Genomic DNA, 15851 nt, shown 5'->3' on the forward strand with positions numbered 1-15851 from the left:
CATGACCAAGACCGTTATCCACACCGACAAAGCTCCGGCCGCCATCGGTACCTACTCCCAGGCGATCAAGGCCGGCAACACCGTCTATGTCTCCGGTCAGATCCCGCTGGACCCGAAAACCATGGAACTGGTCGAGGGCTTCGAAGAGCAGACCGTCCAGGTCTTCGAGAACCTGAAAGCCGTCATCGAGGCTTCCGGCGGCTACCTGCACGACGTCGCCAAGCTGAACATCTTCCTCACCGACCTCTCGCACTTCGCCAAGGTCAACGAGATCATGGGCAAGTACTTCACCCAGCCCTACCCGGCCCGTGCCGCCATTGGCGTCGCCGCACTGCCCAAGGGCGCGCAGGTCGAGATGGACGCCATCGTCGTCCTGGAATAAGCGCTACGAAACACCTACGGGGCCCCGGAGGGTCTGATGTCGTTTCGACGTGGCCGCGACGGAGCCGCATTTTGCGCAGGGTGAGGCGCGAATCGTGTGGTTTGGTCACTCCAAATGAACGATGAGTAACGAAGCGCTGCGCAAAATGCGGCCCGCTCCTTCGGGTTGCGCGTCAAATCACGCCATGCGTCGTTGCGGGGCTAGGTAAGGGAGCGCCATTACCGTCGCCCCGCGTCTAGCCTGGCGTGATTTGACGCGGCAACGCGGTTCACGACGAAACGTCATCAGACCCTTTCCCCGTTCCTTTGTCTGCAAGGAGCAAACATGCGTCGCGCCCTGATCCTGAGCGCTCTGATCGGCCTGCTTACTGGCTGCGCCGGCACCCCGTCCGACCCTTCCGGCGTCTGGGTCAACCAGGCCGCCATCGATGCTGCCGGCAAAGGTGGCAAGCTGCGCGAGGCGCTGCTGGCCTACGGCCCGAACCTGGAATGGAAGCTGGACACCAAGGCCAGCCAGGCGACCTTCAGCAACGGCTTCGAGCTGGGCGAAGGGCAGCTTACCCAGACCGATCCCAAGCACTACCGCGTGGAGTTCTACGGCAGCAACCAGGAATCCCTGGAGCTGGACGGCAAGGAACTGGTGCAGGTAGGCAGCGACAACTGGCCCGAACAGCGCTTCCTGCGTCCCAAGGAGCAGCCCGCGACGCAGGCATCGGCCGGCAGCACCTTCGAGAACGCCCTGTATGCGGCCTACCTCAACGGCACCTGGATCATCGAGGAAGGCGAAGGCAAGGGCAGCAAGGTCAAGTTCCTCTCCAACGGCAGCCTCGAAGGCATGCCGGGCTTCGACCGCTACGCGCTGTGCCTGGCCGGCGACTGCGCGGCCATGAGCGGCGACAACGACAGCATCTGGCTGCAACAGGGCCAGCAAGGCCGCGAGTATCTGTTCGAGCGTGACGGCGACAAGCTGGAGCTGTTCGAGGCGGTAAATCGCGCCCAGGCCGATGAAATGCCCAGCTACGCGCCGGGCAACAAGGTCTGGACCCTGGAGCGCGACTGATCCGCAAGCGGACGGGCTGACAGCATCAGCGCAGCCCGCTCCACAGCAGCCAGCCGCCCAGCGCCAGCAGCAATCCCCCGCAGATCCTGTCCAGCGCCGTCACCCGACGCTTCAGCCAGCCGCGCCAGCGCGGGCGATCCAGCAGGCGCACCAGCGCCATGTCCCACAGCAGTACCACCGCGCCCATCCACAGCACGCAGGCCCCCAGTGCCCAGGCGGGCAGGTGGAACTGCCCGAGTACGCCGAACAGCCCGGCATAGAAGATCGGCAGCTTGGGATTCAGGCTGCTGGCCAGGAACCCCTCGCGCACTCCCCGCAGGAAGCCGCCCGCCTTGTGGTTGCCGCCGGCTGTGGGAATCTCCAGCTTCCGCCGCGCCAGCAGAGCCTGCGTACCGAGCCAGACGAAATAGCCACCTCCCAGCAATTGCACGACGCGCAGCCCATGGCTCGCCACCTCCGGCAGCAGGCCGAGGACGAACAACACCAGCAGCATGCTGGCCAGATTGGCCAGGGAGATGCCCGCTGCGCAGCCGTCTGCATGGCGCCTGCCGCGCAAAAGCGCAGCGCGAATCAGCAGGAAGAAATCCGGCCCCGGCGACAGCAGGGCGGCGAAGTGAGTGCTGGCAACCAGCGCGAAGGCGGCGAACATGGCGATCTCCCGAATGCGGCGTCGCGCAGTCTGAAAGGACCGACCTCGTGGAGTCTTGGAAGAAACTCAGGTGCGCGTGGCGCGCAGGAAACGTCCGGGAGTGACGCCAGTGAAGCGGCGGAAGGTGCCGGAAAGATGCGCCTGGTCGTAGAAGCCCAGGGTGAGCGCGACATCCAGCGGCTTCTCGCCAGCCACCAGCAGGCGCTTGGCCTCGCGGATGCGTCGCTGCAGCAGATAGGTATGCGGCGGCACGCCGTAGGCGTTGCGGAAGGCTTCGATCAGGTGGCGCGGATGGCGCTGCAACAGCGTGGCGAGTTCTTCGAGGCTGACTGCCTCGCGGTAATGCGCCTCCAGATAATCCCGCAGCTTTGTGGTGGCACTGCCATCGCGCGCGGCCGAGGCCGTCGGGCGCATGCCACCGTGGCGGACGAACACCAACTCCAGCAGCGCCAGCAGTTCGCTTTCCAGCGCCAGCGCATCGTTGCGTTCGAACTCGCTGGCCACACGCCGCAGCGCTTCCGCCACCTGCCCGTCATCGTTCGGATTGAGCGCCTGGAAGCCGCGCGGCAACTGCTTGCGGCCCAGCAGCGGGAGCAGGCGCGACTCCTCGATGTAGAGCATGCGGTAGACCAGACGCTCGGACTCGGCATTGCCGGTATGTGGCTCCTCCGGGTTCATCAGCGACAGGGTGCCGGCCGGCAGCACGTGGTGCGCGCCACGGCACTGGTAGCCGCCAGCGCCGTGCAGGATGGCGCCGATGGCGAAGGCATCGTGGCTATGACGCCCGAACGGCTGGCCGGAGAAGTCCGCGTGGAACAACTCCACCCCCGGCAACCAGGGGCGCACCAGCAGCCGGTTGGCGTCCATCAGTCCTGCTTGCCCGCGAGAATCGCCGCGTAGCCTTCGCGGAAGCTCGGGTAACGCGGCTCCCAGCCCAGCGCACGGGCGCGAGCATTGCTGCAGCGCTTGCTGCCGGCGCGGCGCACGGTCTGCTCGTCGGCCCAGTGGGTCACGCCAAGGTGCGAGCGCAGCCAGGCGACCACGTCATGCAATGCAGCGGGGTCGTTGTCGACGCCGAGGTAGCAGTCTTCCAGCGCAACACCTTGGCGATCGGCCTCCAGCAGATGCGCCAGCAGGCCGGCACAGTCCTCGGCGTGAATGCGGTTGGCGTACAGCGGCGGCTCGCTGGCTACGCGGTAGCCCTCGCGCACCTGCTTGAGCAGCCACTCGCGGCCGGGGCCGTAGATGCCGGTGAGACGCACGACGCTGGCGGGAATGCCGCTCTGCAGCGCCACCTGCTCGGCTTCGAGCATCACGCTGCCGGAATAGCTTTCGGCCTCGGCCGGCGAGGTCTCGTCGATCCACTCGCCATTGCGCTGGGCATACACGCCGCTGCTGGAAACGAACAGCAGGCGCTTGGGCGTCTGCCCGCGCTGCTTGAGCCAACCGAGGGTATTGCGCAGGCCTTCGACATAGGCGGCACGATAACCAGCCTCGTCATGCTGGGTCGCGGCGGCGCAGTACACCAGGTAATCCAGGCTGCCGACCGGCCAGGTATCGGGGCATTCGAGCTGGGCCAGGTCACCTGCCACCGGCAGCACTTCCAGCGGCAGCGCGGCGACGTTGCGACGCAGGCCATGGACGCGCCAGTCCTGCGCGGCCAGTTGACGCCCCAGGCGGCTGCCGACATCGCCGCAACCGACGATCATCAGGCTCGGGAAGGTGCTCTTGCTCATGCTTGGCTCCGCGAATCAAAGCTCGGCAGTTTAGCGCGGTTGGTTCGCGGCGGTGCAGCCGCTATGCTTGGGCCACCTCAACGGATTTAGTCGCCATGACCCTGACCGAACTGCGCTACATCGTCACGCTTGCCCAGGAGCAACACTTCGGCCGCGCCGCGGAGCGCTGCCATGTCAGCCAGCCGACCCTGTCGGTGGGCGTGAAGAAGCTGGAAGACGAGCTCGGCGTGCTGATCTTCGAGCGCAGCAAGAGTGCGGTGCGCCTGACCCCGGTCGGCGAAGGCATCGTGGCGCAGGCGCAGAAGGTGCTGGAACAGGCCCAGGGCATCCGCGAACTGGCCCAGGCCGGCAAGAACCAGTTGACCTCGCCGCTCAAGGTCGGCGCCATCTACACCATCGGCCCGTACCTGTTCCCGCACCTGATCCCGCAGCTGCATCGGGTCGCTCCGCAGATGCCGCTGTACATCGAGGAAAACTTCACCCACATCCTGCGCGACAAGCTGCGCACCGGCGAGCTGGACGCGATCATCATCGCCCTGCCGTTCCAGGAAGCCGACGTGCTGACCCTGCAGCTGTTCGACGAGCCCTTCTACGTGCTGATGCCGGCGGACCACCAATGGACCGCGAAGAAGACCATCGACCCGGAGCTGCTCAACGACAAGAGCCTGCTGCTGCTCGGCGAAGGCCACTGCTTCCGCGACCAGGTGCTCGAAGCCTGCCCGACGACCCACAAGGGCAGCGAGAACAAGCACACCACGGTGGAATCCAGCTCGCTGGAAACCATCCGCCACATGGTCGCCTCCGGCCTGGGCGTGTCGGTGCTGCCGTTCTCCGCCGTGGACAGCCACCACTACGCGCCGGGCGTGCTGGAAGTGCGTCCGTTCAGCGCGCCAGTGCCCTTCCGTACCGTCGCCATCGCCTGGCGCGCCAGCTTCCCGCGGCCGCGAGCGATAGAGGTGCTGGCCGACTCGATCCGCCTCTGTTCGGTCGCCAAGCCGACCGTCAAGGGTGAAGCCGAGCCGGCATGACCGATCTGTCTAACGTCCCGGTCACCGCGCTCAAGGGCGTAGGCGCCGCGCTGGAGGAGAAGCTGGCGAAGGTCGGCCTGGAGAACCTCCAGGACATCCTCTTCCACCTGCCGCTGCGCTACCAGGACCGCACCCGCATCACGCCCATCGGCGCGCTGCGCCCGGGGCAGGATGCGGTGGTCGAAGGCGTGGTCTCCGGCGCCGACGTGGTGATGGGCAAGCGTCGCAGTTTATTGGTGCGCCTGCAGGACGGCACCGGCACGCTGAGCCTGCGCTTCTATCACTTCAGCCAGGCGCAGAAGGAAAACCTCAAGCGCGGCACGCACCTGCGCTGCTACGGCGAGGCGCGCCCCGGCGCATCGGGCCTGGAGATCTACCACCCCGAATACCGCTCGCTCACCGACGCCGTCGCGGCGCCGGTGGAGCAGACGCTGACACCGATCTACCCGACCACCGAAGGCCTTACCCAGCAGCGTCTGCGCCAGCTGAGCGAGCAGACCCTGGCGCGCCTCGGCCCGTCGAGCCTGCCGGACTGGCTGCCGGCGGAGCTGGCCCGCGACTACCGCCTGGGCCCGCTGGACGAAGCCATCCGCTACCTGCATCGGCCGCCGCCGGACGCCGATCTGGAAGAGCTCGCCGAAGGCCGCCACTGGGCGCAGCACCGCCTGGCCTTCGAGGAACTGCTGACCCACCAGCTGTCGCTGCAACGCCTGCGCGAGAGCGTGCGCTCCCAGGCCGCGCCGCAGCTGCCACCGGCCAAGCGACTGCCGGCGCTGTACCTGAAGAACCTCGGCTTCAAGCCCACCGGCGCGCAGCAGCGGGTCGGTGCGGAGATCGCCTACGACCTCGCCCAGCCCGAGCCGATGCTGCGCCTGGTACAAGGCGACGTGGGTGCTGGCAAGACCGTGGTCGCCGCCCTCGCCGCCCTGCAAGCACTGGAGGCCGGCTACCAGGTGGCGCTGATGGCGCCCACCGAGATCCTTGCCGAGCAGCACTTCCTCAACTTCACCAAGTGGCTGCAGCCGCTGGGCATCGAAGTCGCCTGGCTGGCCGGCAAGCTCAAGGGCAAGGCCCGCGCCAGTGCGCTGGAGCAGATCGCCGGCGGCGCGCCGATGATCGTCGGCACCCACGCGCTGTTCCAGGACGAAGTGAAGTTCAAGCGCCTGGCCCTGGTGATCATCGACGAGCAGCACCGCTTCGGCGTGCAGCAGCGCCTCGCCCTGCGCCAGAAAGGCGTGGACGGACGGCTCTGCCCGCACCAGCTGATCATGACCGCCACACCGATCCCACGAACCCTGGCGATGAGCGCCTACGCCGACCTGGACACCTCGATCCTCGACGAGCTGCCGCCCGGCCGCACGCCGGTGAACACCGTGCTGGTGGCCGACAGCCGCCGCATCGAAGTGATCGAGCGGGTTCGCGCCGCCTGCGCTGAAGGTCGTCAGGCCTACTGGGTGTGCACGCTGATCGAAGAATCCGAAGAACTGACCTGCCAGGCCGCGGAAACCACCTACGAGGAACTCTCCTCGGCGCTGGGCGAATTGCGCGTGGGCCTGATCCACGGGCGCATGAAGCCGGCGGACAAGGCCGTGGTCATGGAAGCCTTCAAGGAAGGCCTGCTGCAGCTGCTGGTGGCGACCACGGTGATCGAGGTCGGCGTGGACGTGCCCAACGCCAGCCTGATGATCATCGAGAACCCCGAGCGCCTGGGCCTGGCCCAGCTGCACCAGCTGCGCGGGCGCGTCGGCCGGGGCAGTGCGGCGAGCCACTGCGTGCTGCTCTACCACCCGCCGCTGTCACAGATCGGCCGCGAGCGCCTGGGGATCATGCGCGAGACCTGCGACGGCTTCATCATCGCCGAGAAGGACCTGGAGCTGCGCGGCCCCGGCGAAATGCTCGGCACCCGCCAGACCGGCCTGCTGCAATTCAAGGTCGCCGACCTGATGCGCGACGCCGACCTGCTGCCCGCAGTACGCGATGCCGCCCAAGCCCTGCTGGCGCACTGGCCGCAATCGGTCAGCCCATTGCTGGCGCGCTGGCTGCGACACGGGCAGCAATACGGACAAGTGTGATGTATTTCACTCTCATCGGTCAGTTGACCGCTCGGTCACGCTGACTGCGTGGTTATACTCCGACCCAGCCGTTGATAACCGGATCACATTCATGAGCGATGCCGCACTCGCCCCATCCGACTCCTCGCAGGCCCCCGAGGTCATCCTGCAGCTGCTCGCCAAGCTGGGCATTCCCTCTCGCGAGGTGAACGACGGCAGCACGCTTTCCGCTGCGCGTCGGGTGCAGGCCAGCCTGCTGGAGGATGCGGTCGGCACCCTGCTGGTGCTGTTCCCCCAGAGCCAACTGCTGGACCTCAATCGCCTCGCCGAACTCACCGGGCGCAAGCTGGTGGCGGTCAAGCCCGATCGCTTGGAGCGCATGCTCGGCAAGCATCAGCTCGGCCGCCTGCCGGCATTGCCACCGCTGACCAGTTCGCCGTGCCTGTATGACGAGCGCCTGCTGCAGGAGCCCCAGCTGCTGATCGAATCCGGCACGCCGGGCACCCTGCTGGAGATTCCTACGGCGTCCTTCCGCAGCCTGCTGGAGAAAGCCAGCGCGGCGCGCTTCGGCGTGCTGCTGGACTCGATCCGGCCGAACCTGGACCGCCCGGACGACGACCGCAAGGAAATCACCCAGGCCGTGCAGGCGTTCACCGCCCGCCGCATCCAGCAGCGCCTGGAAGAAACCATCGAGATTCCGCCGCTGCCGGAAACCGCGCAGAAGATCATCAAGCTGCGCGTCGATCCCAACGCCACGGTGGACGACATCACCGGCGTGGTGGAAACCGACCCGGCACTCGCCGCGCAGGTGGTCAGTTGGGCGGCCTCGCCCTACTACGCCGCACCCGGCAAGATCCGCTCGGTGGAAGACGCCATCGTCCGCGTGCTGGGCTTCGACCTGGTGATCAACCTCGCCCTGGGCCTGGCCCTGGGCAAGACCCTGAGCCTGCCCAAGGACCAGCCGCAGCACGCCACGCCCTACTGGCACCAGGCGATCTACACCGCCGCGGTGATCGAGGGCCTGACCCGCGCCGTGCCCCGCGCAGAACGCCCGGAAGCCGGCCTGACCTACCTCGGCGGCCTGCTGCACAGCATCGGCTACCTGGTCCTGGCGCACATCTTCCCACCGCATTTCTCGCTGATCTGCCGGCACCTGGAAGTGAACCCGCACGTCGAGCACAACCTCGTCGAGCAGCACCTGCTGGGCATCACCCGCGAGCAGATCGGCGCCTGGCTGATGCGCACCTGGGACATGCCGGAAGAGATCTACACCGCGCTGCGCTTCCAGCACGACCCATCTTATGCCGGCGACTGCTCGGCCTACGCCAACCTGGTGTGCCTGGCGACCCGCCTGCTGCGCAACCACGGCATCGGCAGCGGCCCGGAGAGCGATATCCCGCAGGACCTGCTCGATCGCCTGGACATCCCGCGTGAAAAGGCCGAGGACGCCGTGCGCAAGGTACTCGATGCCGAAGCCGTTCTGCGCGAGCTGGCCAACCAGTTCAACCCGGGGCACTGAAAGCCGGCGCCAATGCAAAAGGCCCCATCAGGGGCCTTTTTTCTGTCCGCAAGAAAGCGCCTCAGGCGGCTTTCTTGTCGCTCGCCGGTGCGGCCTTCTTCTTCGGTTTCAGGTACTTCACCAGGCCCTGGAACCAGATCACCAGGCCGGGGTTGCCCTGGATCTGGATGTCCTTGTTCTGGATGCCCTGCATGAACGCCAACTGCGGGTTCTTCGAGGTCATGGTGGCGAAGCCGTAGGCGCCGTCCTTGAAACCGAGCGCGAAGGCAGGGCTGGGGTGCGTGCCGCGGCGGGCACTGACCTTGAGGTCCTTGACGATGTAGTGGCGGGCGACCTTGCCGTCGAGGGTGTGGAGCTGGAACACCAGGTCCTTGCCTTCGAGCTGCTTCTGGAATGCCGGGTTTTCGCGGCTGGCCTTGGCCATCAGGCGACCGAGCATCCACAGGAGAAGACGGAATTTCATGCACAAACCTCGACGTTCGAGACAAAAGTCTGCGCATTGTAGCCAGTTTCAAAACGGACTACATCCGGTCTTTTGGAGGGATTATGTAACCGCAGGAAGCAACCCGGAGCCGCTCTGGCTCCGGGCTTGAGACGATCAGTTGACTGCGTCTTTGAGCGCCTTGCCCGGTTTGAAGGCAACGGTATTGCTGGCTTTGATCTTGACCGGTTGGCCGGTCTGCGGGTTCTTGCCGGTACGGGCGCCACGGTGGCGCTGAACGAAGGTACCGAAACCGACAAGGGTAACGCTGTCCTTGCGGTTGAGCGCGCCAGTGATTTCATCCAGCAGCGCGTTCAGCACCTTGTTGGCTTGTTCTTTGGTGAGGTCGGCCTTCTCGGCGATCGCGGCGGCGAGTTCTGGTTTACGCATAAATGCCTCTTTGACGGTTTGTTGTTGTTGTGTCCGTGCTGTCTTCCCAACAGCGCCCAAGGCACCGCAGCCTTGCCGTACAGGCTCTAGGCTGCGGCAGACGGGGGGAGAATGGCACGCCGAAAGCTGGTACGCCAGTATCGTCTGACAATTTGCGAGCAGTTTCCCAAGGCAAAAACGCCATAGACGGCGCCTGTCACGCCAACAGGGCCGGCAACTCCTTGTTCAAAGAGAGTTTTTCACTCACGGCGGCGCCGGTAAGGGCGTAACCGAGCAATCGACCGGCGGTATCCCGGCACAGGACCTTGAGGTCCGGGCCAGAGCCTTCCACCTGCCATTCGCCCTCGCTTCCGCGCGGAGGCGGCGACACCACCAGCGGGCACACCGGCGTCTTCACCGTCACGGGCATGGCACCGTAGGTCACCGGCGTCGGCTTGCCGGCCAGGGTCTGGGCCAGCGCGCGGGCACAGGACATCAGCGGCATCACGTACAGCAGGTTGAGGCCATCGACCTCGGCGCAGTCGCCCAGGGCGTAGATATTGGCGTGGGAGGTGCGCAGCTCGCGATTGACCATCACGCCACGGTTGATATCCAGGCCGGCGGCGGCGGCCAGATCGACGCGCGGGCGCAGGCCCACGGCAGAAACCACCAGGTCGCAGGGGATCACCTGGCCATCGGAAAGATGAGCCTCCAGGCCATCTCCCGCGCGCACCAGGCTGTTCAGCACCGGGCCGAGGTGGAAGCGCACGCCGAGGCCTTCCAGCCCCTGCTGCACTGCCTGGGCGGCAGCCGGGTGGAGCAGGCCGGGCATGACCTGCTCGCACGGCGCCACCACGTCGAGCTGGTAGCCGCCGCTGGACAGGTCGTTGGCGAATTCGCAGCCGATCAGGCCGGCGCCCAGCAGCAACACGCGGCGCTTGCCGGCGGCGGCAGCGCGGAAGCGCGCGTAGTCCTCGAGATCGTTGATCGGGAAAATCAGCTCCTGGGCATCGCCCTCGACCGGCACGCGGATGGTTTCGGCGCCCCAGGCCAGCACCAGGTCGCGGTACTGGACCTCCTCTTCGCCGATCCAGATGCGCCGATGGCCCGGATCGATGCCGGTGACACGGGTGTGGGTGAGGATGCGCGCCTTGAGCTGGTCGGCCATGGCGCCGGCCCCGGCCATCGCCAGACCGTCAGCGTCCTTGTCCTTGGAGAAGCCGGTGGAGAGCATCGGCTTGGAGTAGGAGCGGCCGTCATCGGCAGTGATCAGCAGCAGCGGCGTCTCGCTGTCCAGCTTGCGCCACTCGCGAGCCAGGTTGTAACCGGCCAGGCCGGTGCCGATGATCACCAGCGGTGCGTTTTCGCTCATTGCTCTCTCCATATCCAAAAGACGGCACTTCGTAAAGACGGCGCGGCGGCCATCGGGCCGCCGCGTTGATTCGTTATCTCGGCAGGGTTCAGGAAATTTCGATCATTTCGAAATCGATCTTGCCGACACCGCAATCCGGGCAGACCCAATCCGCCGGGATGTCTTCCCACGGCGTGCCGGGAGCTATGCCCTCCTCGGGCAACCCCAGCGCCTCGTCGTAGATGAAGCCACAGACCACGCATTGCCATTTGCGCATCAGCCAAGCCCTCCAGCGATTGCGAAGTGAACCTAACCCACTTTGGCGGCGCCGGCCAACGGCGCCCGTGCCGCCGAGCTGCGTCAGCAAGGCCAACCCGGCGTCCGCCCAGTCTACCGCGCACGGCTGAGGCCTGCTGGCCGCACAAACGCAGACGGCGGCCCGAAGGCCGCCGTCGCGGGGATTCCATTGGCCGTGGATCAGCCGATCTCGATCATCTCGAAATCCAGCTTGCCGACGCCGCAATCCGGGCATAGCCAGTCTTCCGGCACATCTTCCCAACGGGTACCGGCGGCGATGCCCTCTTCCGGCCAGCCCTTGGTTTCGTCATAGATCAGGCCACAAACCACGCACTGCCACTTCTTCATCAGCTATCACCCTCATGTTCTTGTCGCTTGGACGTCAGTGCATCCAATGTTCGGCTTTTTACTGGCGATGGGCTTGTGGCGCAAGCCCCTGGAAAAATGCGGGTAGCCGGCCAAACCTTTGGTGGGGTTTTGCGCAAGGCACTGTTGCAGACAACGCAATCGGAGCCGCAAAGCCGCCATGTTAAGCTGCCGCGTCCCTGGCCAACCGCAGTCGAACCCGTGCCCGAAGCCGCCCTGATCCACCCGCCTCGCTGGCTCACCGCCGCCCAATTGCACCCTGCTCCCGCCGCCCAGGTGGTGGACTGGCTGTTCGACGAAGGTTCGCTGACGCGCCGCCTTACCGCGCTGTCCGACGGAGCCTTCGCTGTGCAGCCGCTGGCCGAGGGCTGGCATCGCCTGCGTACCGATGAGTGCGCAGCGCTGGGCGTGCCGGATGGCGGCCAGGGCTGGGTGCGCGAGGTGTACCTGAAGGGCCACGGCACGCCCTGGGTATTCGCCCGCAGCGTCGCTGCGCGCTCGGCGCTGGAGGGTTCGGGCTTCGACCTGCGCCTGCTCGGCACGCGCTCTCTGGGCGAACTGCTGTTCAGTGACCGCGCCTTCCTGCGCGGGCCCATCGAAGTGTGCCGCTATCCTGCCGCCAGCCTGCCCGCCGAGGTCCGCGCCGAACGCCTGTGGGGGCGCCGCTCCTGCTTCAGCCGCGATGGCCTGGGCGTGCTGGTTGCCGAAGTATTCCTGCCGACACTGTGGCAACGCGTGGAACAACAGCCCGTATAATTCCCGGATCGTTTTCCGGAGGCCGCCATGTTCGTCGCCCTGATCAAACCCCTCGCCCGCCTGCATCCCCGCGCCTGGGACTTCATCCAGCTGACGCGCATGGACAAGCCGATCGGCATCTACCTGCTGCTCTGGCCGACGCTGTGGGCGCTGTGGATGGCCAGCGGCGGCGTGCCGAGCGTGAAGAACCTGGTGATCTTCGTCCTCGGCACCGTGCTGATGCGCATGGCCGGCTGCGTGATCAACGACTTCGCCGACCGCAAGCTCGATGGCCACGTGGAACGCACCCAGTTGCGCCCGCTCGCAACCGGCAGGATCACCGTGCGCGAAGCCTGGATCGCCTTCTTCGTGCTGCTGGGCTTGAGCTTCCTGCTGGTGCTGTGCACCAACGCGCAGACCATCTGGCTGTCCTTCGGCGGGGCGGCCATCGCGGCGCTCTACCCGTTCATGAAGCGCTACACCTACTACCCGCAGGTGGTACTGGGCGCGGCCTTCTCCTGGGGCATCCCGATGGCCTTCACCGCGGCCAGCGGCACCCTGCCGGCGGTGGCCTGGCTGCTGTTCTTCGCCAACGTGCTGTGGACGGTCGCGTATGACACCTACTACGCGATGACCGACCGCGAGGACGACCTGAAGATGGGCATGAAGTCCACGGCGATCCTCTTCGGCGATGCCGACCGGGTGATCAACCTGAGCCTGCAGGGCCTGATGCTCCTGCTGCTGATCCTGGCCGGCAACAAGCTGGCGATGCACCTGTATTACTACCTGGGCCTGGCCGTGGCGGCGGGCTGCTTCGCCTGGCAGTTCCATTCGACCCGCGACCGCGAGCCGATGAAGTGCTTCAAGGCCTTCCTGCACAACCACTGGGCGGGGCTGGCGATCTTCCTCGGCACCGTGCTGGATTTCGCCCTGCGCTGATACAAACCCTGTAGGAGCGAGCTTGCTCGCGAATCGCCCCCCCCAGCGGAGCAGTTCGCGAGCAAGCTCGCTCCTACAAAGAGACGCTACGGTTTGGCCATGTGCCAGACGCCCATCTTGCCCTCACCGGCCATGTCGCCGGCCTTCTTGTCCTGCACGAAGGTGTACAGCGGCTTGCCCTTGTAGGCCCACTGGGCGCTGCCGTCGTCACGCTTGATCAGCGTCCAGTCACCCATGGCGCTGTCATCCGCAGCGGCCATCAGCGGAGGCCAGTTCTGCGCGCAGCCGCCGTTGCACATCGACTTGCCGCCGCTGTCCTTGTCGAAGGTGTAGAGCGTCATGCCCTTGGCATCGACCAGCATGCCGTTCTTCTCCATGCCGGGGCCGGCGGCCAGGGCGGACATCGCGGGCAGCATCAGACCCAGTGCCAGGGCCGGGAATAGCAGTTTCATGAGCGCTTCTCCTCTGGTGAGGTGGAAACGGCGCGAGCATCGGCGCAAAGGCAGGCAGGAATGCAGGCAGGGCCGGCCAGGGCGACGTCGACAACGCACTCACTACCGTCATCGCAAGACTCCGGCAGGGTCGCCTGCCGGGCACACCGCCGACCGGGCCGGTGCGTTCCGTGTGCCGCGCAAGCATCGCGCGGCGACTCGATCAGCATAGACGAGCGTGCTGCGACCAGGCTCGGCTACCATCGGCGTGTCACATTCATGAAATATTTCCGTTATCTAATGCGGCGCATTACAGAAATTCTGAGGCCTCAGCATGGTTGGCAAGACAATCCTCATCGTCGATGACGAAGCTCCGATCCGGGAAATGATCGCCGTGGCCCTGGAGATGGCCGGCTACGAGTGTCTGGAGGCCGACAGCGCCCAGACGGCTCACGCGGTGATCGTCGATCGCAAACCGGACCTGATCCTGCTCGACTGGATGCTGCCGGGCACCTCGGGCATCGAACTGGCCCGCCGGCTCAAGCGCGACGAGCTGACCTCGGCCATCCCGATCATCATGCTCACCGCCAAGGGTGAAGAGGACAACAAGATCCAGGGCCTGGAAGTCGGCGCCGACGACTACATCACCAAACCGTTCTCCCCGCGCGAACTGGTGGCCCGTTTGAAGGCCGTACTGCGTCGTACCGGCGCCGGTGACAGCGAAACGCCGATCGAGGTCGGCGGCCTGCTGCTGGACCCGATCAGCCACCGCGTGACCATCGACGGCAAGCCCGCCGAGATGGGCCCGACCGAATACCGCCTGCTGCAGTTCTTCATGACCCACCAGGAACGCGCCTACACCCGCGGCCAACTGCTGGACCAGGTCTGGGGCGGCAACGTCTACGTCGAGGAACGCACCGTCGACGTGCACATCCGTCGTCTGCGCAAGGCCCTGGGCGAGGTCTACGAAAATCTGGTTCAGACCGTGCGCGGCACCGGGTATCGTTTCTCGACCAAGAGCTGACCCGACTTCTCGTCTGACGGGTACAAGGAACGGAATTTCGTGACCCAGAACTGGAGAGGCGTGCTGATACGCCACCTGCTGTTGGTGGTGGCCGCCGGCTCGCTGCTCGGCCTGATCACCGGCCAGTACGGCTGGGCCATCGCCGTGGCGCTGGGCGCCTACCTCGGTTGGTCGACCTGGCAACTGCTGCGCCTGCACAAGTGGCTGAAGCATCACCAGCCCGATGAGGCTCCGCCCGATGGCTACGGCCTGTGGGGCGAGGTGTTCGACAGCATCTACCACCTGCAGCGGCGCAACCAGCGGGCCCGTGGGCGCCTGCAGGCGGTGATCGATCGCATGCAGGAATCCACGGCAGCCCTGCGCGACGGCATGATCCTGCTCGACCGCGATGGCAACCTGGAATGGTGGAACCAGTCCGCCGAGCGCCTGCTGGGCCTCAAGAGCCCGCAGGACGGCGGCCAGCCGGTGACCAACCTGGTGCGCCACCCGCGCTTCAAGGAATATTTCGAGAGCGAGGATTATCGCGAGCCCCTGGAGCTCTCCTCGCCGATCAACGACAACCTGCGCCTGCAGTTCCACATCACCCTCTACGGCGCCGGCGAACACCTGATGCTGGTGCGCGACGTGACCCGTGTCCATCAGCTGGAACAGATGCGCAAGGACTTCGTCGCCAACGTCTCCCACGAACTGCGTACGCCGCTGACAGTGATCGCCGGCTACCTGGAGACGCTGCTGGACAACGTCGAGGACGTGAACCCGCGCTGGACCCGCGCGCTGCAGCAGATGCAGCAGCAGGCCGGGCGCATGCAGAACCTGCTCAACGACCTGCTCCTGCTGGCCAAGCTGGAGGCCACCGACTACCCGGCGGACAACAAGCCGGTGGCAGTGGACCTGATGCTGCTGTCGATCCGCAACGACGCCCAGGCGCTGTCTGGCGCGCGCAACCATCGCATCAGCCTGGAGGCGGATTCGAAGGTGAAGCTCAAGGGCAGCGAGGCCGAACTGCGCAGCGCCTTCTCCAACCTGGTGTTCAACGCGGTGAAGTACACCCCCGACGAGGGCGAGATCCGCATTCGCTGGTGGGCGGACGAACAAGGCGCGCACCTGGCCGTGCAGGACAGCGGCATCGGCATCGATCCCAAGCACCTGCCACGCCTGACCGAGCGCTTCTACCGCGTCGACTCCAGCCGCAACGCCAGTACCGGCGGCACCGGCCTGGGCCTGGCCATCGTCAAGCACGTGTTGCTGCGCCACCGCGGCACCCTGGACATCAGCAGCGTGCCGGGCAAGGGCAGCAGTTTCACCTGCCACTTCCCGACGCAGCAGGTGGAGAGCCGCGCATAGCGGTGCCCGACTTCGACTCTGGTATAGACGGGCTTGCCAGCCAGGCCCCACGAACCGCATTCTTGTCCGTCCATTCCTAATCCAACAGAA

Annotated in this window: 18 protein-coding genes; 9 read left to right on the forward strand and 9 right to left on the reverse strand. The window is 66.1% G+C overall.

Going from position 1 to position 15851, the window contains the following annotated elements:
• Position 1: 1 nt before the first annotated feature.
• A complete protein-coding gene (locus LDJ84_RS29015) occupies positions 2-382 on the forward strand; it encodes a RidA family protein (RefSeq protein WP_024762056.1) in 381 nt (126 codons plus the stop codon).
• A gap of 324 nt (positions 383-706) precedes the next feature.
• A complete protein-coding gene (locus LDJ84_RS29020; protein ID WP_024762055.1) occupies positions 707-1441 on the forward strand; it encodes a hypothetical protein in 735 nt (244 codons plus the stop codon).
• Between the two features lie 25 nt (positions 1442-1466).
• Here the strand turns inward: LDJ84_RS29020 and LDJ84_RS29025 are convergent, their stop codons facing one another.
• The 3 genes from LDJ84_RS29025 to LDJ84_RS29035 form a co-directional block, all read right to left on the reverse strand.
• A complete protein-coding gene (locus LDJ84_RS29025) occupies positions 1467-2090 on the reverse strand; it encodes a LysE family translocator (protein ID WP_226045653.1) in 624 nt (207 codons plus the stop codon).
• 66 nt (positions 2091-2156) lie between these two features.
• Complete coding sequence (locus tag LDJ84_RS29030) at positions 2157-2957, reverse strand: AraC family transcriptional regulator (RefSeq protein WP_024762053.1); 801 nt, start codon at positions 2955-2957, stop codon at positions 2157-2159.
• Positions 2957-3826, reverse strand: a complete 870-nt coding sequence (locus LDJ84_RS29035) for an NAD-dependent epimerase/dehydratase family protein (protein WP_024762052.1) — start codon at positions 3824-3826, stop codon at positions 2957-2959. Before LDJ84_RS29035 ends, LDJ84_RS29030 begins: the two co-directional genes overlap by 1 nt.
• Positions 3827-3921: 95 nt before the next feature.
• Here LDJ84_RS29035 and LDJ84_RS29040 point away from each other — a divergent pair, with 95 nt between their 5' ends.
• The 3 genes from LDJ84_RS29040 (at position 3922) to LDJ84_RS29050 (ending at position 8424) form a co-directional block, all read left to right on the forward strand.
• Positions 3922-4854 carry a hydrogen peroxide-inducible genes activator gene (locus tag LDJ84_RS29040; protein WP_037016754.1) on the forward strand — a complete coding sequence of 311 codons (933 nt, stop codon included), beginning with the start codon at positions 3922-3924 and terminating at the stop codon, positions 4852-4854.
• Positions 4851-6926, forward strand: a complete 2076-nt coding sequence (recG, locus tag LDJ84_RS29045) for an ATP-dependent DNA helicase RecG (protein WP_024762051.1) — start codon at positions 4851-4853, stop codon at positions 6924-6926. The genes LDJ84_RS29040 and recG overlap by 4 nt, the downstream gene beginning before the upstream one ends.
• A gap of 91 nt (positions 6927-7017) precedes the next feature.
• Complete coding sequence (locus tag LDJ84_RS29050; protein ID WP_024762050.1) at positions 7018-8424, forward strand: aminoacyl-tRNA deacylase and HDOD domain-containing protein; 1407 nt, start codon at positions 7018-7020, stop codon at positions 8422-8424.
• 61 nt (positions 8425-8485) lie between these two features.
• Here the strand turns inward: LDJ84_RS29050 and LDJ84_RS29055 are convergent, their stop codons facing one another.
• From LDJ84_RS29055 to LDJ84_RS29075, 5 genes are all read right to left on the reverse strand, one after another.
• Positions 8486-8887, reverse strand: a complete 402-nt coding sequence (locus LDJ84_RS29055; RefSeq protein ID WP_024762049.1) for a hypothetical protein — start codon at positions 8885-8887, stop codon at positions 8486-8488.
• Positions 8888-9022: 135 nt separating this feature from the next.
• Positions 9023-9295: an HU family DNA-binding protein gene (locus LDJ84_RS29060; RefSeq protein WP_017520695.1), complete on the reverse strand. Its 273-nt coding sequence runs from the start codon at positions 9293-9295 to the stop codon at positions 9023-9025.
• A gap of 196 nt (positions 9296-9491) precedes the next feature.
• Positions 9492-10646: an NAD(P)/FAD-dependent oxidoreductase gene (locus LDJ84_RS29065; protein ID WP_024762048.1), complete on the reverse strand. Its 1155-nt coding sequence runs from the start codon at positions 10644-10646 to the stop codon at positions 9492-9494.
• 88 nt (positions 10647-10734) lie between these two features.
• Complete coding sequence (locus LDJ84_RS29070; protein ID WP_024762047.1) at positions 10735-10902, reverse strand: rubredoxin; 168 nt, start codon at positions 10900-10902, stop codon at positions 10735-10737.
• A gap of 200 nt (positions 10903-11102) precedes the next feature.
• Positions 11103-11270 (reverse strand): rubredoxin, encoded by a 168-nt coding sequence (locus LDJ84_RS29075; RefSeq protein ID WP_015479573.1) that lies wholly within the window; start codon positions 11268-11270, stop codon positions 11103-11105.
• A 234-nt stretch (positions 11271-11504) separates the two neighbouring features.
• Between LDJ84_RS29075 and LDJ84_RS29080 the strand changes: the two genes are divergently transcribed.
• The gene (locus tag LDJ84_RS29080) at positions 11505-12044 is read left to right on the forward strand and encodes a chorismate lyase (protein WP_089285858.1); all 540 of its coding nucleotides are present in this window, start codon (positions 11505-11507) and stop codon (positions 12042-12044) included.
• 27 nt (positions 12045-12071) lie between these two features.
• A complete protein-coding gene (gene ubiA / locus LDJ84_RS29085; protein WP_024762045.1) occupies positions 12072-12962 on the forward strand; it encodes a 4-hydroxybenzoate octaprenyltransferase in 891 nt (296 codons plus the stop codon).
• Positions 12963-13048: 86 nt separating this feature from the next.
• Here ubiA and LDJ84_RS29090 read toward each other — a convergent pair whose 3' ends face one another.
• Positions 13049-13414 (reverse strand): hypothetical protein, encoded by a 366-nt coding sequence (locus LDJ84_RS29090; RefSeq protein ID WP_024762044.1) that lies wholly within the window; start codon positions 13412-13414, stop codon positions 13049-13051.
• 313 nt (positions 13415-13727) lie between these two features.
• Between LDJ84_RS29090 and phoB the strand changes: the two genes are divergently transcribed.
• On the forward strand, positions 13728-14417 hold the full coding sequence (phoB, locus tag LDJ84_RS29095; RefSeq protein ID WP_024762043.1) for a phosphate regulon transcriptional regulator PhoB: 690 nt from the start codon (positions 13728-13730) through the stop codon (positions 14415-14417).
• Positions 14418-14456: 39 nt separating this feature from the next.
• Positions 14457-15761, forward strand: a complete 1305-nt coding sequence (gene phoR, locus LDJ84_RS29100) for a phosphate regulon sensor histidine kinase PhoR (protein ID WP_024762042.1) — start codon at positions 14457-14459, stop codon at positions 15759-15761.
• The last annotated feature ends 90 nt before the right edge of the window (positions 15762-15851 follow it).

Source organism: Pseudomonas sp. HS-18 (genome assembly GCF_020401845.1).
Lineage (GTDB): Bacteria > Pseudomonadota > Gammaproteobacteria > Pseudomonadales > Pseudomonadaceae > Pseudomonas > Pseudomonas nitroreducens.